The following is an 18361-nucleotide window of genomic DNA, read 5'->3' as shown; positions in this document are numbered from 1 at the left end:
GGAAGGGGGCGGCTCAGCCGAGCAGGGCGTCGGCGGCGCGGCGGAAGCCGGCGATGGCGGCGTCGACGCCGGCGGTGTCGATGTGGCGATGCGTCACGAGGCGCAGCCGGTGGCCGCCCCAGGCGCGCACCAGCACGCCGTGTTCGCGCAGCGCGCGGGTCCAGGCCTCGCTGTCGGGGCCGTGCGCGGGCAGGTCGGCGAGCACGATGTTGGTGGCGGGCGCGTTGGTGCGCAGCGCGCCGGGCCGGAGGCCGCCGAGGCCCTCGGCCAGCCGCCGCGCCTGGCGGTGGTCGTCGGCGAGCCGGCCCGCCATGGTCTCGATGGCCTCGAGCCCGGCCGCCGCGACCACGCCGACCTGGCGCTGCGTGCCGCCGAGCATCTTGCGCAGCCGCCGCGCGCGTTCGATCGTCGCCGCGGTGCCGACCAGCACCGCGCCGGCCGGCGCGCTCAGGCCCTTCGAGAGGCAGACGGACACGCTGTCGGCGAAGCGCGCGATGGCGGCGGGCGCCACCTCGAGCGCGACCGCCGCGTTGAACAGCCGCGCGCCGTCGAGGTGCACGCGCGCGCCCGCGCCCCGCGCGGCCTCCAGCACCGCGCGCATGTGCTCGAGCGGCGGCACGGCGCCGCCCGCGTTCGCGTGCGAGGTCTCCATGCCGACAAGTTCGGTGCGCAGGCCGCCGGGGCGGCGCAGGGTGCGATCGAGTTCGTCGAGGTCCATCGCGCCGGCCGTGCCCGCGATGCCGAGGTAGGCCAGGCCCGCGAGCGTGGCGCCGCCGCGCTCGGTCAGGAACATGTGGGCCGTGGCCTCGAGCAGCACCTGGCCCTGGCGCTCGGTCTGCGCGAGCACGGCCAGCAGGTTGCCCATGGTGGCCGTGGGCACGTAGAGGCCGGCCTCCTTGTCGAGCGTGCGCGCCACCAGCGCCTCGAGTTCGCGCGCGGTCGGGTCGCCGTCGAGGCCGTCGTCGCCCAGCGGCGCGCTGCGCATGCGCTCGTACATCGCGGGCGTGGGCCGCGTGACGGTGTCGCTGCGCAGGTCCACGCCGGGAGGATCGGAGGGTGCGGTCGCGTCGGTGCCAGTCATGGCGGCGAGTATTCGCGCGCCGCCCGGATACGCAAAATTCCTTGTAGAGGGTGCGTCATACAATTTTGATATGACGACCCGCCGCATGACGCTCAAGCACATCGAGGCCTTCCGCATCGTCATGCAGACGGGCTCGATGACCGAGGCCGCGCGCCGGCTCCACACCTCGCAGCCCCAGGTCAGCCGGCTGGTGTCGCAGCTCGAGGCCATCGTCGGCTTCCTGCTGTTCGAGCGCCGCGGCACGCGCCTCCTGCCCTCGCTCGACGGCAAGCGTTTCTTCCAGGACGTGGAGAAGGCCTTCGTCGGGCTCGAGGGCCTGGAGGGCGCGGCCTCGAACATCCGCTCCTTCGGCGGCGACCGGCTCGCGGTGGCCGCCATGCCGCGGATCGCGGGCGGGCTGCTGAGCAAGGCCGTCGCGCAGTTCAAGGCCGAGCATCCCGAGACCCTGCTCACCATCCACTCGGGCGCGGCCGCCACCGTCAACACCTGGGTCAGCTCGGGCCTGTGCGAGCTCGGCCTGGTCATCCTCTACGGCGACGACGTGCCGGGCATGCAGGTCCAGACCCTGCTGACCATGGACTGCGTGGCCGTGCTGCCGATCGGGCACCGGCTCGCGAAGCGCAAGCAGGTCGCGGCGGCCGACCTCGAGGGCGAGGCCTTCGTCTCGTTCCCGCTCGGCAGCGCGCCGCGCGAACGCATCGACCGCGTGCTGGCGGCCGCCGGCGCCCGCACGCGCACGGTGCTGGAGTCGGACCTCGGTGCCTCGGTCTGCGCGCTGGTCGCCGCGGGCCTGGGCGTCAGCGTGCTCAATCCGCTGGCGGCGCTCGAGGAGCGGCGCAACCTCGAACTCGCGGTGCGCGCCTTCGTGCCCGCGATCCCGGTGCGGCTCGCGCTGCTGCTGCCACCCGATGCACCGGATTCGCGGCTGGTGAGCGCCTTCGCGGACCAGGTGCGCGCGGTGATCGCGTCGGACCTCGAGGTGATCCGGCCGTACCGGCGCTGAAGCCGCCGGCTACACCAGCTCGGCGTTGGCCGAGATGCGCTGGATCGCCTGCGGCGGCTGCCCGAAGGCGCGCAGGAACGCCTGCCGCATGCGCTCGCGGTCGCCGAACCCGGTTTCGCGCGCGATCACCTCGATCGGGTGGCGGCTGGTTTCCATCATCAGGCGCGCGGCCTCCACGCGCAGCCGCTCGATCGCCTTGGCCGGCGGCTGGCCGGTCTCCTCCCGGAACACGCGGCTGAACTGGCGCGGGCTCAGGTGCGCCGCGTTGGCCAGCACCTCCACCGACAGGTCGGAGGCGAGGTTCTCCCTGGCATAGGCCAGGGCCGTCTGCACGCGGTCGGACCTGGCATCGAGCTCGAGCAGGGTCGAGAACTGCGACTGGCCGCCGCCGCGGCGCTGGTAGATGACCAGCTTGCGCGCGATCGTCAGCGCCAGCTTGCGGCCGAGGTCCTTCTCGATCACCGCGAGCGCGAGATCGAGGCCCGCGCTCATGCCGGCCGAGGTCCAGACCGGCCCGTCGATGACGAAGATGCGGTCTTCCTCCATCTGCACGCGCGGATAGCGCTCCCTGAAGGCGCGCGCATGCAGCCAGTGGGTGGTCGCCTTGCGGCCGTCGAGCAGACCCGCTTCGGCCAGCACGAAGGCGCCGGTGCAGATCGAGGCCATGCGGCGCGAGCGTGCGGCCGAGGCGCGGACCTGCTCGATCAGGCTGCGCGGCGGCAGGCGGCACTCGTTGTCGCCCGCCACGATCAGGGTGTCGAAGGTGCGCTCGCCCCAGGCCTCGGTCTGCACCGCGAAGCCCTGCGACGAGGCCACCGCGCCACCGGGTTCGGACACCACGGCGAAGTCGTAGGCCGCCGAACCGTGCATCAGGTTGGCGTATTCGAAGGCCGTGGCCACCGCCAGGGCCAGGGACTGGAAGCCGGGGTAGACGAGCAATCCGACGCTGTGCATTTCGCGCTCCTCGAGTGACCTGAAAACTTGCATGTCGTGCAAGCGCGCCATTCTGCGGCGCTTCGCGCGGTGCTGCCGGTTCGTGTCCTAAAACCTTGCATCTATGACATTGAGGAAATCCGGTGCGATTTCTACGATGACTTCCAGGCGCCGGCAGCCCGCCGGCCCGCTCTCTTCCAAGGTGAATTCCATGACCTCTTCCACGACCTCCCCAGGCACCGCGCTGATCACGGGCGCTTCCACCGGCATCGGTGCCGTCTACGCCGACCGCCTGGCCCGGCGCGGCCACGACCTGATCCTGGTGGCCCGCAACGGCGAGCGGCTGCGCGCGCTGGCGGACGAACTGCGCGCCGCCACCGGCCGCCACATCACGACCCTCGTCGCCGACCTGACCGACCCGGCGGCGCGCTCGCGCGTCGAGGAAGTGCTGCGCACCGACGAGTCCCTCACGATGCTGGTCAACAACGCCGGCATCGGCTCGGTCGCGTCCATCCTCGCGGACGATGCCGACACCATGGAGCACATGATCGCGCTCAACGTCACGGCGCTCACGCGCCTGAGCTATGCCGTGGCGCCCGCGTTCGTGCGGCGCAAGGCCGGCACGATCGTCAACATCGCCTCGGTGGTCGGCGTCGCGGTCGAGATGCTCAACGGCGTCTACAGCGCGTCGAAGTCCTATGTGATCGGCTTCGGCCACACGCTGCAGCGCGACCTGGGCGACAAGGGCGTGCGCATCCAGACCGTGATGCCGGGCGCCACGGCCACCGAGTTCTGGGACGTCGCGGGCTATGCGCCGCAGAAGGAATCGGCCAGCACCATGTCGGCCGCGGACCTGGTGGACGCCGCGCTGGCGGGCCTCGACGCGGGCGAGCGCGTGACCATTCCGGGCCTGCACGAGGGCGAGCGGTGGACGCAGTGGGAAGCCGATCGCCGTGCGCTGGCGCCGAAGTTCGCCAATGCCGTCCCGGCCGCGCGCTATGGTCTGGCGCGCTGAGCCCTCTTTTCTTTCTTTTCAGGAGCCCCGCATGCCGTACCTTCAACTGGACGTCAACGACCACTACCCGAGCGAGCTCAAGCAGCGCCTGGCCGAACGCATGAGCCGCACCTACGCCGAGATGATGTCGGTGGACATCCGCCGCATCAGCGTCGCGGTGCGCGAGCTCGGCGAGGGCGGGCTCTGGCGCATTCCCGACCCGGAAGGCCCGCCGGTGCCGGTCTCGCTGATGATGCTGGACATCCGCCAGGGCCGCCCGCCCGAGCTGCGCATGGCGCTCGCCAAGGCGCTGTGCGCCCACTGCATCGAGCTGCTGGGCCTGCGCGAGGACCGGCTCAACGTCGAGTTCACGCAGCACACGGGCGACGAGATGTACCACCCCACGCTCGGCGGCTACAGCCCGGACTGGACGCCCGGGGAGTCCTGACGCGCGCCGCTTCGGCGGCGCCCGACCCCTGACGGCGAGCGGTCACGGTGCCTTGCGCATAATTGACGCAAGCTATGACCCTCACCGAACTCAAATACATCGTTGCCGTGGCCAGGGAGCGCCATTTCGGCAAGGCGGCCGAAGCCTGCTACGTGTCCCAGCCCACGCTCTCGGTGGCCATCAAGAAGCTCGAGGACGAACTCGAAGTCAAGCTCTTCGAGCGCAGCGCCGGCGAAGTCACGGTCACGCCGCTCGGCGAGCAGATCGTGCAGCAGGCCCAGAGCGTTCTCGACCAGGCGGCCAGCATCAAGGAGATCGCCAAGCGCGGCAAGGACCCGCTGGCCGGGCCGCTGAACCTCGGCGTGATCTACACCATCGGGCCCTACCTGCTGCCCGACCTCGTGCGCCAGGTGATCTCGCGCACGCCGCAGATGCCGCTGGTGCTGCAGGAGAACTTCACCGTCAAGCTGCTCGAGATGCTGCGCGCCGGCGAGATCGACTGCGCGATCATGGCCGAGCCCTTTCCCGACACCGGCCTCGCGATGGCGCCGCTGTACGACGAGCCCTTCGTGGCGGCGCTGCCGGTCAAGCACAAGTTCGCCGACCGCGAGTCGATCACCTCCGAAGAACTGCAGAGCGAGACCATGCTGCTGCTGGGCACGGGCCACTGCTTTCGCGACCACGTGCTCGAGGTCTGCCCCGAGTTCGCGCGCTTCTCGAGCAATGCCGAGGGCATCCGCAAGAGCTTCGAGGGCTCGTCGCTCGAGACCATCAAGCACATGGTGGCCTCGGGCATGGGCGTGACGCTGGTGCCGCGGCTGTCGGTGCCGGCCGAGGCGCTCAAGCCCAGGGGCAAGGGCCGCAAGGAGTCCGAGCAGATGGTGCGCTACCTGCCGGTGCGCGATGCGCAGGACCGCGATCCGCCCACGCGCCGCGTGGTGCTCGCATGGCGGCGCACCTTCACGCGCTACGAGGCGATCGCGGCGCTGCGCAACGCGATCTATGCCTGCGAACTGCCGGGCGTGAAGCGGCTCTCCTGAACTGATGTGGCGCGGGAGCAGGCGAATTCGCGACCTCGGCCTACGCCGCCGCAAGCCTGGAATCTCGAACGCTGCGATAGAGTGACGCTGTTGCGAAGCCGCGCGCCGGCTTCGAGAATTCCGGTGTCACTCCCAACTTGAAGAAAGATCTTTTGCCATGGCCAAAGCTCCCAAGAAAACCAAGCCCTCTCCCGCTTCCTCCGCCGGCAAGGTGCCCAAGAAGGGCGGCGCGGTGGTCGCGCAGGAGTCCGGCAGCCGCAATGCGCCGATCATCAACATCGGCATCGAGCGCCAGGACCGCGCGGCCATCGCCGAAGGCCTGAGCCGCGTGCTCGCCGACACCTACACGCTCTACCTCACCACCCACAACTTCCACTGGAACGTGACGGGTCCGCACTTCAACTCGCTGCACGCGATGTTCATGGCCCAGTACACCGAGCTGTGGAACTCGACCGACGTGATCGCCGAGCGCATCCGCGCGCTGGGCCACTACGCGCCGGGCTCGTACGCCGAGTTCAGCAAGATCGCCACCGTGCCCGACGTGCCGCAGGACCCGCCCAAGGCGATGGAGATGGTGCGCATCCTCGTGAAGGGCCACGAGACCGTGTCGCGCATCGCGCGCGAATTCATCCCCGTGGCCGAGGAAGCCGGCGACGATCCGACGGCCGACATGCTGACCGCGCGCTGCACGGTGCACGACCAGACCGCCTGGATGCTGCGTTCGCTGCTCGAGGATTGAACCCCGGCACCGCTCCCCACGGCCTCACGCCCGCGCCACGCCGCGGGCGTTTTGCCGTGTACCTCGACCTGATCCGCTGGAACCGTCCCGCGGGCTGGCTGCTGCTGCTGTGGCCCAGCCTCGGCGCGCTCTGGTTCGCGGCCGACGGCTGGCCGGGCTGGCACCTGGTCGCGGTGTTCGTGCTCGGCACGATCCTCATGCGCAGCGCGGGCTGCTGCGTCAACGACGTGGCCGACCGCGACTTCGACCGCCATGTGAAGCGCACCGCGCAGCGGCCCGTGACCAGCGGCGAGATCTCGGTGCGCGAGGCGCTGCTGCTCGGCGCGGTGCTCGCGCTGGTGGCCTTCGGCCTGGTGCTCACGACCAACCGGGTCACGGTGTACTGGTCGTTCGCCGCGCTCGCGGTCACGCTGGTCTATCCCTATGCGAAGCGCTTCGTGTCGATCCCGCAGGCGGTGCTCGGCATCGCGTTCAGCTTCGGCATTCCGATGGCCTTCGCGGCCGTGCAGGCCACGGTGCCGGCCTTCGCCTGGTGGCTGCTGGCGGGCAACCTGTTCTGGGTGCTGGCCTACGACACCGAGTACGCGATGGTCGACCGCGACGACGACCTCAAGATCGGCATGAAGACCTCGGCCATCACCTTCGGCCGCTTCGACGTGGCTGCGGTGATGGCGAGCTATGCGGTCTTTCTCGCCGTGTGGACCTGGGCCGGCGCGAGCCGCGGGCTCGGCGTCGCGTTCTACCTCGCGATCGCGATCGCGGCGGGGCAGGCGGCCTGGCACTGGCGGCTGATCCGCGATCGCACGCGCGAAGGCTGCTTCCAGGCCTTCCGGCTCAACCACTGGCTGGGCTTCGCGGTCTTCGCCGGCGTGGTGGCCGGCTACGGCCTGCGCTGATCCGCGGCCCCGGAAACGAGACCGCATGCAGCCCGCGCCCGACACCCAGGCCACGCTGGCGCAGCTGCGCGCCCGGATCGGCCGCGAAGCCCATTCGGAGTGGCACCGCATCACGCAGGACATGGTGGCGCGCTATGCCGAACTCTCGGGCGACGGCGAGGGCGAGTGGATCCATCTCGATCCGGAGCGCGCGGCGCGCGAGGCCGGCTACGGCGGCGCCATCGTGCAGGGCTTCTTCCAGGTCTCGCACCTGATCAAGCTCAGCGGCGAGGCGATGCGCAGCCTGCTGCCCTTCGACACCAACCATGCGCTGAACTACGGCTTCGACCGCCTGCGTTTCGTGCGGCCGATGCCGGTGGGCGCGCGCTTCCGGGCGCGCGTGCGCATCGCGGAGGTCACGCCCAAGCCCGGCGACAGCTTCCTGCTGAAGGAAGCGCTGCAGCTCGAGCTGGAGGACGGCACCGTCACGCTGGCGGCCGACTGGCTGTTCTTCCTCGGCCCGCGCGCGCTGGCGGGCACCTTCGACGCGCCGCCGGCCTGACGGCCCTCAGCCGCGGCCGAATTCCTCGCCGAGCTCGGCCGCGCGCTTCTGCGCCGCGCGAATCGCGGTCTTGAACTGGCCCTTGACGTCGGCCTGCTGCAGCGCGCTGATCGCCGCGTAGGTGGTGCCGCCCTTGGAAGTCACGCGCTCGCGCAGCACCGCGGGCGGCTCGTGCGCGCTGTCGGCCAGCGCCGAGGCGCCGGTGAAGGTGCCGATCGCCAGCCGCTGCGCCTGCTCGGGCGCGAGGCCCATCTCGATGCCGGCCTCGGTCATGGCCTCGATGAAATAGAACACGTAGGCCGGGCCCGAGCCCGACATCGCGGTCACGGCGTCGAGCGCGGGCTCCTGGTCGACCCAGATCAGCTCGCCGGTGGGCGCCAGCAGCTGGCCGACCAGCGCGCGGTCGGCGCCGTCGGCACCGGGGCGCGCGAACAGCCCGGTCATGCCCTGGCCGACCAGCGCCGGCGTGTTCGGCATGGCGCGCACCACGCGCTCGGTGCCCAGCCAGCGGGCGATGCTGTCGGACGGGATGCCCGCGGCCACGCTCAGGTGCAGCGCGTTCCCGGCGAAGGCGCGCACCGGGCGCGTGGCCTCGGCGAAGGTCTGAGGCTTGACCGCCCAGACCACCACCGCGCAGTGCGCGAGCGCCTCGCTGGCGGCCGGCTGGGCCGCGATGCCGAAGGTGTTGGACAGCCGGGCGCGCGCCTCCTCGAAGGGTTCGACCACCTCGAACGAGGCGGCCGGCGTGCCTTGCTGGATCAGCCCGCCGATGATGGCGCTGGCCATGTTGCCGCCGCCGATGAAGGCGACGGGCGGCAGCGGCGCGGGGGCGTTGCGGGGCAGGAAGGTGGCGGCGATGGTCATGGTCGGTCGATGAATTCGAAGGCGGCGAACTGCGTGATCTGCAGCGGGTTGAAATTGTCGTCGCTGACGATCATCAGCGTCCGCCCGCCACCGGGCAGCGGCGGGCCCCAGCACATGCCCTCGCTGTTGTCGAGGCGCGAGAGGCCGTTGTCGGCCCCGAGCCGGGAGAAATCGGCGACCAGGGTCTTGGCGACCGGGCGGTGGTTGCCCGGCGCCAGCGCCTCCAGGCCCAGCACGTCGCCGCCGCCGCGGGTGTCTATTTCATAGAGGCGCAGCGAATTCCCGGTGCCGGCCGCGTAGGCGCGCTCGAGCACCAGCAGGCGGTGCGCGTCGATCATCAGCACCTCGCTCACGCCGTTGTCGGCATAGGTGCCCGGCAGCAGCGGACGCAGGGGGATCGCGTCGGGCACGTAGGCGATCTGGCCGGTCGCCCGGCCGCTGGCCAGGTCGATGCGCGTGAAGCGGCAGGGGCCGCCGGTGGCGTCGATCGTGGGCACGGGGCCGTCCTGGATCAGCGCGTTCTCCATCGCCAGCCAGGCCGTGCGGCCGTCGGGCGTGAGCGCGAGGCCCTCGAAGGCGAGGTTGTCGCGCGGGCCGCGGCGCTGGGCCGGGTCGGGTCGGAACATGGCGGGTAGTTCGAACTCGCGCAGGAAGCGGCCATCGCGCGCCGATTCGTAGAGCGCGGGCCCGAAGCCGCGCGCGAGGTCGCCCTCGCTGCTCCACAGCACGGTGCCGGTGTCGGGCCGCAGGCGCAGCGATTCGGGGTCGGGCACCGGCAGGCCGGCGATGGCCTGCCGGCGCGAAGGCCAGGGGCCGCCGCCCGGGCGTTGCAGTTCGACGACACCGGTGGCTTCGGGCGCGGCGCTCCAGGGCGCGGGCCAGCGCGCCATATAGAAGCGCACGGGTGCCAGATCCGACCGGTCGTCGCTCAGCAGCAGGTACTCACCTGTGCGGGCGTCGAAGTCGATGCCCGAGAGTCCGCCCGCCGGCGTGCCGCCGATGGAGAGCCGGTGCGGCCAGCGCGCTTCCGCGAGGCGGCGCAGCCGGCCGGAGGCGGGCATGGCTGCCGGGCTGCCGCAGCCGGCCGTGCCCAGCGCCAGGGCGCCGGCCGCCCCCGCGAGGCCGCCCAGCACGAGGCGGCGGGTGGTCGAGAAGGAGGGGGTGGAGGCTGGAGGGCGCACGGGGCCCGAGTCTAGTGTCTTGGCAGGTGGCCCGAAGAAGGCAGTTGACATCGACGCAGCCGGGTGCCACAATCGCGGGCTTCGCTTCAAAAAGGCGAAGATTTCAGCCCAAACGGGAAGCGCTTCGAGTGGTTCGAGGCGCGGACGGCGGGCCCAAGACTGACCGATGCGAGACACGCGAATCCCTCCGGGCCGCGCATTGGTACAAGTTGGGAATATCAAGAAATGATCCAAACTGAATCCCGGCTCGAAGTGGCCGACAACACAGGCGCGAAGTCCGTCCTGTGTATCAAGGTGCTCGGTGGCTCCAAGCGGCGTTATGCCAGCGTGGGCGACGTCATCAAGGTCAGCGTCAAGGAAGCCGCTCCGCGTGGTCGCGTCAAGAAGGGCGAGATCTACAGCGCCGTGGTCGTGCGCACCGCCAAGGGCATCCGCCGCGGCGACGGCTCGCTCGTCAAGTTCGACGGCAATGCCGCCGTGCTGCTCAACGCCAAGCTGGAGCCGATCGGCACCCGCATCTTCGGACCGGTGACGCGCGAACTGCGCACCGAGAAGTTCATGAAGATCGTGTCGCTGGCCCCCGAAGTTCTCTGAGGACAACAACGCCATGAACAAGATTCGCAAAGGCGACCAGGTCATCGTGTTGGCCGGCCGCGACAAGGGCAAGCGTGGCGTCGTCACGCTGCGCAAGGACGACTCGCACGTGCTCGTCGAAGGCATCAACCTCGTCAAGAAGCACACCAAGCCGAACCCGCTCAAGGGCACGACCGGTGGCATCGTCGAGAAGGCCATGCCGATTCACCAATCCAACGTGGCGATCTTCAATGCCGCGACCGGCAAGGCCGATCGCGTGGGCATCAAGGTGAGCCAGGATGCCGAAGGCAAGCGCGTCGCAGTGCGTGTCTTCAAGTCCAGCGGCGAAGAAATCAAGATCGCCTAAGAGGTACTCAGATGGCACGTCTCCAACAACACTATCGCGAAAAGATCGCGAAAGACCTGACCGAGAAGTTCGGCTACACCTCGCCGATGCAGGTCCCCCGCCTCACCAAGATCACGCTCAACATGGGCGTGGGTGAAGCCGTCGCCGACAAGAAGGTCCTCGACAACGCCGTCGCCGACCTGACCAAGATCGCCGGCCAGAAGCCCGTGGTCACCAAGTCGAAGAAGGCCATCGCCGGTTTCAAGATCCGCGAGAACCAGCCCATCGGCTGCATGGTCACGCTGCGCGGCGTGCACATGTACGAATTCCTGGACCGCTTCGTCACCGTGGCCCTGCCCCGCGTGCGCGACTTCCGCGGTATCTCGGGTCGTGCATTCGACGGTCGTGGCAACTACAACATCGGCGTGAAAGAGCAGATCATCTTCCCCGAGATCGAGTACGACAAGGTCGACGCCCTGCGTGGTCTGAACATCAGCATCACGACGACGGCCAAGACCGATGAAGAAGCCAAGGCGCTGCTCGCCGGCTTCCGTTTCCCGTTCAAGAACTGAGGTGATCCGTGGCTAAAGCATCTTTGATCCAGCGCGAACTCAAGCGCGACAAGCTGGTTGCCAAGTTCGCCGCCAAGCACGCCGAACTGAAGGCCGCCTCGAACGACCTCAAGAAGACCGAAGAAGAGCGCGCAGCCGCCCGCCTGGCACTGCAAAAGCTCCCGCGCAACGCGAACCCCACGCGTCAACGCAACCGTTGCGAAATCACCGGTCGTCCGCGCGGCACCTTCCGTCAATTCGGTCTGGCCCGCGCCAAGATCCGCGAACTGGCATTCAACGGTGACATCCCCGGTGTCATCAAGGCCAGCTGGTAAGCCAGGCAGGAGCAAACAACATGAGCATGAGTGATCCCATTGCCGACCTGCTGACGCGTATCCGCAACGCGCAGATGGTGGCGAAGCCCACCGTGTCGGTCCCGTCTTCCAAGGTGAAGATCGCGATCGCACAAGTCCTGAAGGACGAGGGCTACATCGACGGCTTCCAGGTCAAGACCGAAGCCGGCAAGAGCGAGCTCGAGATTTCGCTGAAGTACTACGCCGGTCGTCCGGTGATCGAGCGCATCGAACGCGTGAGCCGCCCCGGCCTGCGCGTCTACAAGGCCAGCTCGGCCATTCCGCAAGTCCAGAACGGCCTCGGCGTTGCGATCGTCACGACCCCCCAGGGCGTGATGACCGACCGCAAGGCGCGCGCCTCCGGTGTCGGTGGCGAAGTGCTGTGCTACGTCGCCTGACCGAGACATCGAGGAGAAACTGAAATGTCCCGAGTAGGAAAATCGCCGGTCGCCATCCCCCAAGGCGTGGATGTGCAGATCAAGGAAGACCAGATCAGCGTCAAGGGCACGGGCGGTTCGCTCAGCCTCGCGCGCAACGCGCTGGTCAACGTCGTCAGCAAGGACGGCAAGCTGAACTTCGAGCCCGCCAACGATTCGCGCGAAGCGAATGCGATGAGCGGCACGATCCGCCAGCTGGTGAACAACATGGTGGTCGGTGTGACCAAGGGCTTCGAGAAGAAGCTCAACCTGATCGGCGTGGGCTACAAGGCCGCCGCCCAGGGTTCCAAGCTGAATCTGCAAGTCGGTTACTCGCACCCGGTCAACATCGACATGCCGCAAGGCATCACGGTGGCCACCGCGACCCCGACCGAAATCGTGATCAAGGGTGCCGACCGCCAGCGCGTCGGCCAAGTGGCCGCTGAGATCCGTGCCGTTCGTCCGCCCGAGCCCTACAAGGGCAAGGGTATCCGCTATGCGGACGAGAAGATCGTGATCAAAGAGACCAAGAAGAAGTAAGGGGCAGCAAAATGATGTTGACCAAAAAAGCACAGCGTCTCCGCCGTTCGCGCCAGACCCGCATCCGCATCGCGACGCAGGGCGTGGCTCGCCTGACCGTGAACCGCACCAACCTGCACATCTACGCGACCGTCATCTCCGGCGACGGCTCGAAGGTGCTGGCCACGGCCTCCACCGCCGAAGCCGAAGTGCGCACCGCGCTCGGCGGCTCGGGCAAGGGCGGCAACACCGCTGCGGCCACGGCCATCGGCAAGCGCATCGCCGAAAAGGCGAAGGCTGCCGGCGTCGAGAAGGTTGCCTTCGACCGCGCAGGTTTCGCGTACCACGGCCGCGTCAAGGCGCTGGCCGATGCGGCCCGCGAAGCCGGCCTGCAGTTCTAACCGGACACGAGATTCAAAATGGCAAAGATTCAGGCAAGAACGCAGAACGAAGGCCCCGAGGACGGTCTGCGCGAGAAGATGATCGCGATCAACCGCGTCACCAAGGTGGTGAAGGGTGGTCGTATCCTCGGTTTCGCGGCGCTGACCGTGGTCGGTGACGGCGATGGCCGCGTCGGCATGGGCAAGGGCAAGTCGAAGGAAGTGCCCGCCGCCGTGCAGAAGGCGATGGAAGAAGCCCGTCGCAACCTGTTCAAGGCGCCGATCAAGAACGGCACGCTGCATCACCAGGTGCAGGGTCACCACGGTGCCTCGACGGTCGTGATGTACCCGGCCCCCAAGGGTACCGGCATCATCGCCGGCGGCCCGATGCGCGCCGTGTTCGAAGTCATGGGCATCACCGACATCGTGGCCAAGAGCCATGGTTCGTCGAATCCCTACAACATGGTTCGTGCCACGCTCGACGGGTTGAAGAACTCGACGACCGCGTCCGAAGTGGCTGCCAAGCGCGGCCTCACCGTCGAAGAACTCTTCGCCTGAGCGCGAGCTCTTGCAAGGCTGAAGGAAGCATTCAAATGACGACGCAACAACAAACCCTGAAGGTGCAACTGGTCAAGAGCCCGATCGGCACCAAGCAATCGCACCGGGACACCGTCCGTGGCCTGGGTCTGCGCAAGCTCAACAGCGTGAGCGAGCTGCAGGACACCCCCGCGGTGCGCGGCATGATCAACAAGATCAGTTATCTGGTCAAAGTTCTGTAAGAGAGACTGACATGGAACTCAATGGCATCAAGCCGGCGGATGGCGCCAAGCACGCCAAGCGCCGTGTCGGCCGCGGTATCGGTTCCGGCCTGGGCAAGACCTCGGGTCGCGGCCACAAGGGCCAGAAGTCGCGCGCAGGCGGTTTCCACAAGGTCGGCTTCGAAGGCGGTCAAATGCCGCTGCAGCGCCGCCTGCCGAAGCGTGGCTTCAAGTCGCAATCGCTCAAGTTCAACGCCGAAGTCACGCTGGCCGCTCTCGAGCAGCTCGGCTTGGCCGAAGTGGACGTGCTCGCCCTGAAGCAAGCCGGCCTCGTGGGCCAGCTCGCCAAGGTGGTGAAGGTCATCAAGACCGGTGAACTCACCAAGGCCGTCAAGCTGACGGGCGTCGGTGCCACCGCTGGTGCCAAGGCCGCGATCGAAGCGGCCGGCGGCAGCGTCGCCTGATCGACAGACCTTCGGACTGAAAGAAGCTCCTCGTGGCAACTAACGCGGCAACGATCGCAAAGACGGGCAAGTTCGGCGACCTGCGTCGCCGGCTGGTCTTCTTGCTGCTCGCGCTCGTGGTCTACCGGATCGGCGCGCACATTCCCGTGCCCGGCATCAACCCCGACCAGCTCGCGGCGTTGTTCCAGGGGCAGCAGGGCGGCATCCTGAGCCTGTTCAACATGTTCTCGGGTGGCGCGCTGTCGCGTTTCACGGTGTTTGCGCTGGGGATCATGCCGTACATCTCGGCGTCGATCATCATGCAGCTGATGACCTACGTGCTTCCGAGCTTCGAGCAATTGAAGAAGGAAGGCGAGGCGGGCCGTCGCAAGATCACGCAGTACACCCGCTACGGTGCACTGGGTCTGGCGCTGTTCCAGTCGTTCAGCATCGCGGTGGCGCTCGAGTCGTCGGCCGGCCTGGTGATCTCGCCCGGCTTCGGCTTCCGCATCACCGCCATGGTGAGCCTGACGGCCGGTTCGATGTTCCTGATGTGGCTCGGCGAGCAGATCACCGAACGCGGCCTGGGCAACGGCATCTCGATCCTGATCTTCGCGGGTATCGCGGCCGGCCTGCCGAACGCCATCGGCGGTCTGCTGGAGCTGGTGCGTACCGGCGCCATGAACGTGATCATCGCGCTGTTCATCGTCGCGGTGGTGGTGCTGGTCACCTACTTCGTGGTGTTCGTCGAACGCGGCCAGCGCAAGATCCTCGTGAACTATGCGCGGCGCCAGGTCGGCAACAAGGTGTATGGCGGCCAGTCGTCGCACCTGCCGCTGAAGCTGAACATGGCCGGCGTGATTCCGCCGATCTTCGCGTCCTCGATCATTCTGCTGCCGGCGACGGTGGTGGGCTGGTTCAGCACCGGCGAAGGCGGGTTCCGCTGGATCAAGGACGTGGCGAGCGCATTGCGCCCGGGCGAGCCGATCTACGTGCTGCTGTATGCCGCCGCGATCGTGTTCTTCTGCTTCTTCTATACGGCCCTCGTGTTCAACAGCCGCGAGACCGCCGACAACCTGAAGAAGAGCGGTGCGTTCATTCCGGGCATCCGCCCGGGTGACCAGACGGCGCGCTACATCGACAAGATCCTGGTTCGCCTGACGTTGGCTGGCGCGGTGTACATCACCTTCGTCTGCCTGCTGCCCGAGTTCCTGATCCTGAAGTACAACGTTCCGTTCTACTTCGGCGGTACCTCCCTGTTGATCATCGTGGTCGTCACGATGGACTTCATGGCCCAGGTGCAGAACTACATGATGTCCCAGCAGTACGAGTCGCTGCTGAAGAAGGCCAATTTCAAGACTTCGTAAGGCACAGGGCACCGTCCCCCCGCCGGTTGAACAGAGATTTAGGAGAGTGAAATGAGAGTTTCGGCTTCGGTCAAAACCATCTGCCGTAATTGCAAGATCATCCGCCGCAAGGGTGTGGTGCGCGTGATCTGTACCGACCCGCGCCACAAGCAGCGCCAGGGTTGATCAAAGAGTATTAGAGGACGCACATGGCACGTATTGCTGGCATCAACATTCCGCCGCACAAGCACGCTGAGATCGGCCTGACCGCCATCTTCGGTATCGGTCGCACCCGCGCCCGTCAGATCTGCGAAGCGAGCGGCATCGAATATTCGAAGAAGATCAAGGATCTGACCGACGCCGATCTCGAGAAGATCCGCGACCAGATCGCCTTGTTCACGATCGAAGGCGACCTGCGCCGCGAGACGACGATGAACATCAAGCGCTTGATGGACATCGGCTGCTACCGCGGCTTCCGTCATCGTCGCGGCCTGCCGATGCGCGGCCAGCGCACGCGCACCAATGCCCGCACCCGCAAGGGTCCGCGCAAGGCAGCGCAGTCCCTGAAGAAGTAAGGATTGAAACAGCATGGCTAAAGCTCCTGCCAACAACGCCGCACAGCGCGTTCGCAAGAAGGTTCGCAAGAACGTTGCGGACGGCATCGCCCACGTGCACGCCTCGTTCAACAACACCATCATCACGATCACCGATCGCCAGGGCAACGCCCTGTCGTGGGCTTCGTCGGGTGGCCAGGGCTTCAAGGGCTCGCGCAAGTCGACCCCGTTCGCCGCGCAGGTCGCTTCCGAAGTGGCCGGCCGTGCTGCTGTCGAACAAGGCATCAAGAACCTCGACGTCGAGATCAAGGGCCCCGGCCCCGGTCGCGAATCGTCGGTGCGCGCACTGGCTGCGCTCGGCATCCGGATCAATTCCATTGCCGACGTGACGCCCGTTCCGCACAACGGCTGCCGCCCCCAGAAGCGTCGTCGCATCTGAGCGTCAGCCCCCTCAGGCGCAGCCGTTTCAAAGCGGCTGCGCATTTGTTTTTTAACTAAGCCCACCGCCATCGGCACTCTGTTGTCGATGGCTCCCGCAGGCGACTGCGGCAGCAAACAAAGGAAAAGACGTGGCACGCTACCTCGGCCCCAAGGCCAAACTCTCCCGCCGCGAAGGCACCGACCTGTTCCTGAAGAGCGCCCGCCGCTCGATCCAGGACAAGGCCAAGTTCGACTCCAAGCCCGGCCAGCATGGCCGCACCTCGGGTCAGCGCACCTCGGACTACGGTCTGCAGCTGCGTGAGAAGCAGAAGGTCAAGCGCATGTACGGCGTGCTCGAGAAGCAGTTCCGCCGCTACTTCGAAGAAGCCGATCGCCGCCGTGGCAACACCGGCGCCAACCTGCTGTTCCTGCTCGAGTCGCGCCTGGACAACGTCGTCTACCGCATGGGCTTCGGCTCGACCCGCGCCGAAGCGCGCCAGCTCGTGTCGCACAAGGCGATCACGGTGAACGGCCAGTCGGTCAACATCCCGTCGTACCTGGTGAAGACCGGCGACGTGATCGCCGTGCGCGAGAAGTCGAAGAAGCAGAACCGCGTCGTCGAAGCGCTGCAACTCGCCCAGCAAGTCGGTATCCCCGGCTGGGTCGACGTGAATGCCGACAAGGCCGAAGGCACCTTCAAGAAGGTCCCGGATCGCGACGAGTTCGCCGCGGACATCAACGAATCGCTGATCGTCGAACTGTATTCGCGTTGATTTCCACTCCCGCACCGCGCAAGCGGCGGCGGGAGTCCTGTTTTTGTTGTTCCCGTTCCTGGTTCGTGCCGCACGCGCGCTGCGGGCCAGGCGCTTCACCAGCCTTACCGGTGTAACGAGCCGGGGGTATTGAGAGGAAGTCTGCATGCAAACCACCCTGCTGAAACCCAAGACCATCCAGGTCGAGCAACTCGCGGCCAACAAGGCCAAGGTGACGCTCGAGCCTTTCGAGCGCGGCTACGGCCACACGCTCGGCAACGCGCTGCGTCGCGTGCTGCTGTCGTCCATGGTCGGTTATTCGGCCACCGAAGTCACGATCGCCGGCGTTCTGCACGAGTACTCGTCGATCGATGGCGTGCAGGAAGACGTCGTCAACATCCTGCTGAACCTCAAGGGCGTGGTGTTCAAGCTCCACAACCGCGATGAAGTCACGCTGAGCCTGCGCAAGGACGGCGAAGGCGCGGTCCTGGCATCGGACATCCAGACCCCGCACGACGTCGAGATCATCAATCCCGACCACGTGATCGCCCACCTGTCGCAAGGCGGCAAGCTCGACATGCAGATCAAGGTCGAGAAGGGCCGCGGCTACGTGCCCGGCACGATGCGCCGCTATGCGGACGAGCCGACCAAGTCGATCGGCCGCATCGTTCTCGATGCTTCGTTCTCGCCCGTGAAGCGCGTGAGCTACACCGTCGAAAGCGCCCGCGTCGAGCAGCGCACCGACCTCGACAAGCTGCTGGTCGAAATCGAGACCAACGGCGCGATCACCGCCGAAGACGCCGTGCGCGCCTCGGCCAAGATCCTGGTCGAGCAGCTCGCCGTGTTCGCGCAGCTCGAAGGCGGCGAACTGGCCGCGTTCGATGCTCCGGCACCGCGCAGCGCACAGCAGTTCGACCCGATCCTGCTGCGCCCGGTCGACGAGCTCGAGCTCACCGTGCGTTCGGCCAACTGCCTGAAGGCCGAAAACATCTACTACATCGGCGACCTGATCCAGCGTACCGAGAACGAGCTGCTCAAGACCCCGAACCTGGGTCGCAAGTCGCTCAACGAAATCAAGGAAGTGCTCGCCTCGCGCGGCCTGACCCTGGGTATGAAGCTCGAAAGCTGGCCGCCGGCCGGCCTCGACAAGCGTTGATTTTTTTAACGGCCCTCTGAAAAGGGCCAGTGCACCGGGCAGTACCTGACACGGCTGCCCGTTCTTCAAAAAGC

The 18361-nt window shown here is 67.4% G+C and carries 27 protein-coding genes; 23 read left to right on the top strand and 4 right to left on the bottom strand.

The window, feature by feature from the left end; genetic code table 11:
• Positions 1 to 13: 13 nt before the first annotated feature.
• Entirely contained in the window at positions 14 to 1081 is a 1068-nt protein-coding gene (locus AC1HIL_RS02435) for a GntG family PLP-dependent aldolase (protein WP_479671061.1), read from the bottom strand.
• A 70-nt stretch (positions 1082 to 1151) separates the two neighbouring features.
• Here AC1HIL_RS02435 and AC1HIL_RS02430 point away from each other — a divergent pair, with 70 nt between their 5' ends.
• Positions 1152 to 2084 carry a LysR substrate-binding domain-containing protein gene (locus tag AC1HIL_RS02430; RefSeq protein ID WP_479671060.1) on the top strand — a complete coding sequence of 311 codons (933 nt, stop codon included), beginning with the start codon at positions 1152 to 1154 and terminating at the stop codon, positions 2082 to 2084.
• 9 nt (positions 2085 to 2093) lie between these two features.
• Here the strand turns inward: AC1HIL_RS02430 and AC1HIL_RS02425 are convergent, their stop codons facing one another.
• Positions 2094 to 3038: a GlxA family transcriptional regulator gene (locus AC1HIL_RS02425; protein WP_479671059.1), complete on the bottom strand. Its 945-nt coding sequence runs from the start codon at positions 3036 to 3038 to the stop codon at positions 2094 to 2096.
• A 190-nt stretch (positions 3039 to 3228) separates the two neighbouring features.
• Between AC1HIL_RS02425 and AC1HIL_RS02420 the strand changes: the two genes are divergently transcribed.
• The 6 genes from AC1HIL_RS02420 to AC1HIL_RS02395 all read left to right on the top strand — a co-directional run bounded on the left by AC1HIL_RS02420 (position 3229) and on the right by AC1HIL_RS02395 (position 7675).
• Entirely contained in the window at positions 3229 to 4032 is an 804-nt protein-coding gene (locus tag AC1HIL_RS02420) for an SDR family NAD(P)-dependent oxidoreductase (protein ID WP_261212920.1), read from the top strand.
• A 31-nt stretch (positions 4033 to 4063) separates the two neighbouring features.
• Complete coding sequence (locus AC1HIL_RS02415; RefSeq protein ID WP_057593136.1) at positions 4064 to 4459, top strand: tautomerase family protein; 396 nt, start codon at positions 4064 to 4066, stop codon at positions 4457 to 4459.
• A gap of 74 nt (positions 4460 to 4533) precedes the next feature.
• Positions 4534 to 5499, top strand: coding sequence for a LysR substrate-binding domain-containing protein (locus AC1HIL_RS02410; RefSeq protein ID WP_057593137.1), 966 nt, complete (start codon positions 4534 to 4536; stop codon positions 5497 to 5499).
• Positions 5500 to 5656: 157 nt separating this feature from the next.
• Positions 5657 to 6238, top strand: a complete 582-nt coding sequence (locus AC1HIL_RS02405; protein ID WP_057593138.1) for a Dps family protein — start codon at positions 5657 to 5659, stop codon at positions 6236 to 6238.
• Positions 6235 to 7134, top strand: a complete 900-nt coding sequence (gene ubiA, locus AC1HIL_RS02400) for a 4-hydroxybenzoate octaprenyltransferase (protein ID WP_057593139.1) — start codon at positions 6235 to 6237, stop codon at positions 7132 to 7134. The genes AC1HIL_RS02405 and ubiA overlap by 4 nt, the downstream gene beginning before the upstream one ends.
• Positions 7135 to 7159: 25 nt before the next feature.
• Positions 7160 to 7675: a MaoC/PaaZ C-terminal domain-containing protein gene (locus AC1HIL_RS02395; protein ID WP_479671058.1), complete on the top strand. Its 516-nt coding sequence runs from the start codon at positions 7160 to 7162 to the stop codon at positions 7673 to 7675.
• A gap of 6 nt (positions 7676 to 7681) precedes the next feature.
• Here AC1HIL_RS02395 and proC read toward each other — a convergent pair whose 3' ends face one another.
• Positions 7682 to 8539 (bottom strand): pyrroline-5-carboxylate reductase, encoded by an 858-nt coding sequence (gene proC, locus AC1HIL_RS02390; RefSeq protein WP_479671057.1) that lies wholly within the window; start codon positions 8537 to 8539, stop codon positions 7682 to 7684.
• Entirely contained in the window at positions 8536 to 9720 is a 1185-nt protein-coding gene (locus AC1HIL_RS02385; protein ID WP_296734160.1) for an esterase-like activity of phytase family protein, read from the bottom strand. The genes proC and AC1HIL_RS02385 overlap by 4 nt, the downstream gene beginning before the upstream one ends.
• A 225-nt stretch (positions 9721 to 9945) precedes the next feature.
• Here AC1HIL_RS02385 and rplN point away from each other — a divergent pair, with 225 nt between their 5' ends.
• The 16 genes from rplN (at position 9946) to AC1HIL_RS02305 (ending at position 18287) form a co-directional block, all read left to right on the top strand.
• Positions 9946 to 10314, top strand: a complete 369-nt coding sequence (gene rplN / locus AC1HIL_RS02380) for a 50S ribosomal protein L14 (RefSeq protein ID WP_057593143.1) — start codon at positions 9946 to 9948, stop codon at positions 10312 to 10314.
• Positions 10315 to 10327: 13 nt separating this feature from the next.
• Positions 10328 to 10660 (top strand): 50S ribosomal protein L24, encoded by a 333-nt coding sequence (gene rplX / locus AC1HIL_RS02375; RefSeq protein WP_057593144.1) that lies wholly within the window; start codon positions 10328 to 10330, stop codon positions 10658 to 10660.
• A gap of 11 nt (positions 10661 to 10671) precedes the next feature.
• Positions 10672 to 11211, top strand: a complete 540-nt coding sequence (gene rplE, locus AC1HIL_RS02370) for a 50S ribosomal protein L5 (protein ID WP_057593145.1) — start codon at positions 10672 to 10674, stop codon at positions 11209 to 11211.
• An 8-nt stretch (positions 11212 to 11219) separates the two neighbouring features.
• The gene (gene rpsN / locus AC1HIL_RS02365) at positions 11220 to 11525 is read left to right on the top strand and encodes a 30S ribosomal protein S14 (RefSeq protein WP_057593146.1); all 306 of its coding nucleotides are present in this window, start codon (positions 11220 to 11222) and stop codon (positions 11523 to 11525) included.
• Between the two features lie 20 nt (positions 11526 to 11545).
• Complete coding sequence (gene rpsH / locus AC1HIL_RS02360; RefSeq protein ID WP_057593147.1) at positions 11546 to 11941, top strand: 30S ribosomal protein S8; 396 nt, start codon at positions 11546 to 11548, stop codon at positions 11939 to 11941.
• Between the two features lie 24 nt (positions 11942 to 11965).
• Positions 11966 to 12499, top strand: coding sequence for a 50S ribosomal protein L6 (gene rplF, locus AC1HIL_RS02355; RefSeq protein WP_057593148.1), 534 nt, complete (start codon positions 11966 to 11968; stop codon positions 12497 to 12499).
• 14 nt (positions 12500 to 12513) lie between these two features.
• A complete protein-coding gene (gene rplR / locus AC1HIL_RS02350; protein ID WP_057593190.1) occupies positions 12514 to 12879 on the top strand; it encodes a 50S ribosomal protein L18 in 366 nt (121 codons plus the stop codon).
• A gap of 18 nt (positions 12880 to 12897) precedes the next feature.
• Complete coding sequence (gene rpsE, locus AC1HIL_RS02345; RefSeq protein ID WP_057593149.1) at positions 12898 to 13416, top strand: 30S ribosomal protein S5; 519 nt, start codon at positions 12898 to 12900, stop codon at positions 13414 to 13416.
• Positions 13417 to 13451: 35 nt separating this feature from the next.
• Positions 13452 to 13637, top strand: a complete 186-nt coding sequence (gene rpmD / locus AC1HIL_RS02340; RefSeq protein WP_057593150.1) for a 50S ribosomal protein L30 — start codon at positions 13452 to 13454, stop codon at positions 13635 to 13637.
• An 11-nt stretch (positions 13638 to 13648) separates the two neighbouring features.
• Positions 13649 to 14080, top strand: a complete 432-nt coding sequence (gene rplO / locus AC1HIL_RS02335; RefSeq protein WP_057593151.1) for a 50S ribosomal protein L15 — start codon at positions 13649 to 13651, stop codon at positions 14078 to 14080.
• 32 nt (positions 14081 to 14112) lie between these two features.
• The gene (secY, locus tag AC1HIL_RS02330; RefSeq protein WP_057593152.1) at positions 14113 to 15426 is read left to right on the top strand and encodes a preprotein translocase subunit SecY; all 1314 of its coding nucleotides are present in this window, start codon (positions 14113 to 14115) and stop codon (positions 15424 to 15426) included.
• A 51-nt stretch (positions 15427 to 15477) separates the two neighbouring features.
• Positions 15478 to 15591, top strand: coding sequence for a 50S ribosomal protein L36 (rpmJ, locus tag AC1HIL_RS02325; protein ID WP_038201958.1), 114 nt, complete (start codon positions 15478 to 15480; stop codon positions 15589 to 15591).
• A 23-nt stretch (positions 15592 to 15614) separates the two neighbouring features.
• Complete coding sequence (gene rpsM, locus AC1HIL_RS02320) at positions 15615 to 15980, top strand: 30S ribosomal protein S13 (RefSeq protein WP_013544105.1); 366 nt, start codon at positions 15615 to 15617, stop codon at positions 15978 to 15980.
• A gap of 13 nt (positions 15981 to 15993) precedes the next feature.
• Positions 15994 to 16398, top strand: a complete 405-nt coding sequence (gene rpsK, locus AC1HIL_RS02315) for a 30S ribosomal protein S11 (RefSeq protein ID WP_009124825.1) — start codon at positions 15994 to 15996, stop codon at positions 16396 to 16398.
• Between the two features lie 130 nt (positions 16399 to 16528).
• Positions 16529 to 17152, top strand: a complete 624-nt coding sequence (rpsD, locus tag AC1HIL_RS02310) for a 30S ribosomal protein S4 (protein WP_057593153.1) — start codon at positions 16529 to 16531, stop codon at positions 17150 to 17152.
• Between the two features lie 145 nt (positions 17153 to 17297).
• Entirely contained in the window at positions 17298 to 18287 is a 990-nt protein-coding gene (locus AC1HIL_RS02305; protein WP_057593154.1) for a DNA-directed RNA polymerase subunit alpha, read from the top strand.
• Positions 18288 to 18361: the final 74 nt, after the last annotated feature.

This window comes from Variovorax sp. ISS6 (assembly GCF_056523145.1).
Note: the sequence above shows the minus strand (reverse complement) of the source record. Positions and strands in the feature narration are given on the sequence as shown.